Genomic DNA, 4,393 nt, shown 5'->3' with positions numbered 1-4,393 from the left:
AATCATGTCTGAACTGAAGACTATGGGATTAGAACCTCGCAAGGCTGGGGGAACAGGCGTTATTGTTGACATTATTGGAGGTAAGGCTGGAAAAACAGTAGCTATTAGGGCTGACATGGATGCGCTCCCGATCCAAGATGAAATTAATCAGCCTTATTGTTCGCAAAAGCCGGGATGCTGTCACGCCTGCGGGCATGATGGCCATACCGCTATGCTGCTTGGCATTGCAAAAGTCTTTTGTGCTATTCAGGATAAATTGGAAGGCAATGTCAGGCTTATTTTTCAACCGAGTGAGGAGAGTTTCCCTGGCGGTGCTCTGAGTATGATTGAGGCAGGTGCACTGGATAACGTGGATGCGATCATTGGGGCCCATCTATGGCAACCATTGGCAGTAGGGACAATGGGGATAACCTATGGCCCTATGATGGCTTCGCCTGATGCGTTTACGATTACGATAAACGGGCGAGGCGGTCATGGCTCAATGCCGCATCAGACTGTCGACCCGGTATATGTTGGTTCTCAGATTGTGCTGGCGTTAAAAACCATTACTGGCAACCTGGTTAATGCCAATGAATTGGCGGTACTGTCAATAGGTATTTTTAAAGCTGGCGATGCCTTCAATATTATTCCGGATAAGGCGGTTTTACAGGGAACGGTACGGACATTTGCGCAAAGTACCCGTGAAGTTATTTTTGCCGCTATTGATAGGATATGTAATGGGATTTGCACTGCTGCAGGTGCTACTTATACACTGGAAAGCCATTATGGATTTCCGCCTGTTATAAATAATCCGCAAGTGGCAAAAGTGGTTGCGCAAGTCGGGGAAAAGGTCTTAGGCCCAGCAGCCGTAATTGAATTAAGCCCAGCTATGGTAGGTGAAGATTTCGCCTATTATCAGCAGCAGGTGCCTGGTTGTTTTATGTTTATTGGTGTTGGCAATGAGGAAAAAGGAGTGGTGTATCCGCATCACCATCCTAAATTTGATATGGACGAAACGGCGCTTGCGTATGGTGTAGAAGTTATGGTAGGTTCTGCTTTATCTCTATTAAAGCATGAATTCATACCGAAATAGTAGGGAGGTGACGGGGTGAATCCGGTAAAAGTTATTTTAACGTTAATTCCTTTTATCTGGACAATTGGCATGATTCCTTTTGTTAATCGCGTTAAGCCAATTGTTATGGGGTTGCCGTTTTTAGCTTTTTGGCTGGTTGCAGGAATAATTGTAGCTTTTTTATGTATTAAGGCTCTGTATGCTATTGACTCAAAAAATAATAAAGAGGCGGAATAGCGCCATGAACAAGAAAGAAGGGGACGTAAATAATGAGTAATGAGGTAATGGCACTTATTGTTATTTTTGTCTTTGTTATTGGCGCTACTATTGTTGGCATGATTCCAGGCATGAATAAAAAGATGAGTCTAGAAGAGTGGGCAGTCGGTAACCGAAGTTTTGGACGATGGCTTAACTGGTTTATTATGGCTGGGGAAATATACACTGCGTTTGCTTTTTTGGGGGCGAGCGGTTGGGCATATGCGCGTGGCGGGCCAACTTTCTATATCCTGGGTTATGGGGCATTGGCATACCTGATTGGTTACTATTTATTGCCGGCTATTGCGACAGTAGGACGTAAGAATGGTTTGATGACCCAACCGGATTTAGTTGAGAAGCTATACGGCAGCAAAGCGTTGGGGATACTCACCGCTTGTATAGGTATAGCCTTCCTCATGCCATATCTGCAGCTTCAGCTAACAGGGCTTGGCCTGATTATTGAAACTTGCTCTTATGGGCAAATTACCCGTGTACCGGCTATGCTGATAGCCTTTACGATGGTGGCCGTGTTTGTGTATATTAGTGGTTTAAAGGGAGTTGCTGCTACGGCCGCGATAAAAGATGTTGTTATGATGATTGCTGTAATGTTTTTTGGCCTATATCTCCCGATACATTATTTTGGCAGTGTCGGTGGCATGTTTGAAGCCTTAGATGCGGCAAAGCCTGGCTTCTTAACTCTTCCTGGAGGTACTAAAAACCTTGATGTAAGCTGGGTTATGTCAACATTGGTTGTTACTAGCTTGGGGTTTTATATGTGGCCGCATTTTTCTGCAAATAGTTTTAGTGCCAAAAATAACGATGTGTTGCGGCATAATGCTGTGTATCTGCCTTTATACCAATTTTGTCTACTTTTTCCGATGCTTGTAGGTTTTACGGCATTGCTTGTGCTAACTCCGGCACTTAAAACACCGGATATGGCATTTATGGCAATTGTACAGCAAGTTTTTCCCGGTTGGGCACTAGGCTTAGTAGGCGGTGCCGGGGCATTGGCTTGTATGATACCTGCGGCCGACTTATTGCTGTCTACTTCGATGCTGTTTACACGTAATGTATATGGGCGGACAATTGGTAAGGATGCCAGTTCGGAAACGGTAGGACGGCTGGCAAGAGTAGTAGTGCTGCTGCTGACTGCCACGGCTCTGGCATTAGCAATATTTGTTCCCAATATGCTTGTAAACTTGCTATTAACCGGCTACTCAGGCGTTACCCAATTTTTCCCGATGCTGGTGTTTGGTCTGTGGTGGAAAAAAGCTACGAAGCTCGGGGCTTATGCGGGGCTAATTGTGGGCGAGATCATTGTTTTTACGCTTATTCTTGGAAAAATGGATCCGTTGCCTTTTGCTAATATGAACCTCAATGCCGGGTTTGTGGCATTAGTAGCTAATACGGTTGTCTTTATTATCGTTAGTTTGTTAACATACAATGCCAAAACTGATCAATCTACGATTACTATTACTACGGTGAAAAACTAATATATTCCTGAAGCAAAATAAATCCCGGGCTTATGAGTCCGGGATTTATTTTATAAACTATTGACACCGGCAAAAGAAAATATGCAGGTCGGCTAGAGGAATTTTGCTAAGAATGGTGAAGTATACCATGTCAGTTTTATCTTGGAGGAGGTATTATGGCCTATGTAGATAATGCTGTAAGTACCGGTAAATAAAGGAGCGGTTTTATTAGGTAATTGTAACAGTTACCGCTACATTTTGTTTGCGAGAAAAACAATTTTTTGCAGGAATGCAGCCGGTTTTTGGAGAACAAAGCTATAGTTGGCTTTGTTTTGAATTCACTAGTAAGAAGCTAATCAGGAGGATTCATATGTGGACCGTAGTATATATAGCTTCTAATCGGGCACAGGCTGAATCGTATAAAAATCTGCTGTGCAATGAAGGCGTACTTGCTAATATTCGTCCGGCAGGAGTTGGTTCATCGGTCGGAGATGGCATGTATGAAATCTTAGTTTTAGAGTCAGAAGCTGCTGAAGCTCATTCGATTTTATGCCAACATGTAACACGATAGCTTTTTTGTCAGATAGGGCAGCATCGTCTTCTGAGCCAATATAGGGTTACTTTCTGGATTTTTTTGATACTCCGCTTTTCGTAGATGAAATTATAGCAATACATAAGTTTTGGGTAACCAGCATATAGCATAAGGAGTGGTAAAATGTTTAAGAAAACTAAAATCGTATGTACTGTGGGTCCCAGCACTGATAAACCAGGTGTATTAGAAGCCATGATAGAGGCTGGAATGAATGTTGCCCGTTTCAATTTTTCACACGGTTCTCACGAAGAGCATGCGAAACGTATTGCCAGAGTAAGAGAAGCTGCCAAGGCTGTTAATAAGCCAATAGCCCTTATGCTGGATACTAAAGGCCCGGAAATGCGGCTGGGTTTGTTTGCAGAAGGTAAGGTCTATTTAGAAAAAGGGCAGAAGTTTGTGTTAACAAGTCGTGAGGTTGTTGGCACTAAAGAGATAGCTTCCGTCAATCATAAACTTTTGCCGCAGGAAGTTGCTCCTGGGCAAACCATCCTGATTTCAGACGGTCTGGTGAGCCTTCATATAGATGCAGTCGAAGGTGATGATATCATTACTACTGTAAAGAACAGCGGGCAAATTGGTGACCGTAAGCGGGTTGCGGCTCCAGGTGTTGCTGTTAATTTACCGCCTTTGTCTGAACAAGATATTGCAGATATTAAATTTGGTATTGAAAATGAGATGGATTTTATTGCGGCATCATTTGTCCAACGGGCGGCAGATGTCCTAGCGATTCGTAAAATATTGGAAGATGCCAATTATTCCATGGATATTATCCCCAAAATAGAAAATGCGGAAGGCGTCAAGAACATAGATGAAATTATTAAAGTGGCTGATGGACTCATGGTGGCAAGAGGTGATCTTGGCGTAGAAATACCAGCAGAGGAAGTGCCACTGGTACAGAAAATGTTGATCCGCAAATGTAATAAAGCGGGTAAGCCGGTGATTACAGCCACTCAAATGCTGGAGTCAATGGTAACAAATCCGCGGCCTACCAGAGCTGAAGCTAGCGATATTGCTAATGCTATT

General features: G+C 43.4%; 5 protein-coding genes. All 5 read left to right on the top strand.

Features of this window, described 5'->3' with window-relative positions; translation table 11 throughout:
- Window positions 1–1,072, top strand: a 1,072-nt coding sequence (locus AC29Z1_RS14215) for an amidohydrolase (protein ID WP_488272114.1), incomplete at its 5' end; no start/stop codon positions are given.
- A gap of 15 nt (window positions 1,073–1,087) precedes the next feature.
- Window positions 1,088–1,288, top strand: coding sequence for a DUF3311 domain-containing protein (locus AC29Z1_RS14210; protein WP_488272113.1), 201 nt, complete (start codon window positions 1,088–1,090; stop codon window positions 1,286–1,288).
- 32 nt (window positions 1,289–1,320) lie between these two features.
- A complete protein-coding gene (locus tag AC29Z1_RS14205; RefSeq protein WP_488272112.1) occupies window positions 1,321–2,799 on the top strand; it encodes a sodium:solute symporter family protein in 1,479 nt (492 codons plus the stop codon).
- A 349-nt stretch (window positions 2,800–3,148) separates the two neighbouring features.
- Window positions 3,149–3,349, top strand: a complete 201-nt coding sequence (locus AC29Z1_RS14200; protein ID WP_488272111.1) for a putative signal transducing protein — start codon at window positions 3,149–3,151, stop codon at window positions 3,347–3,349.
- A gap of 144 nt (window positions 3,350–3,493) precedes the next feature.
- The coding region (gene pyk, locus AC29Z1_RS14195; RefSeq protein ID WP_488272110.1) for a pyruvate kinase at window positions 3,494–4,393 on the top strand (900 nt) is incomplete at its 3' end.

The organism is Sporomusa sp., assembly GCF_057736855.1.
The sequence above is the reverse complement of the archived record's forward strand: the minus strand, read 5'-3'. Positions and strand labels throughout refer to the sequence as shown.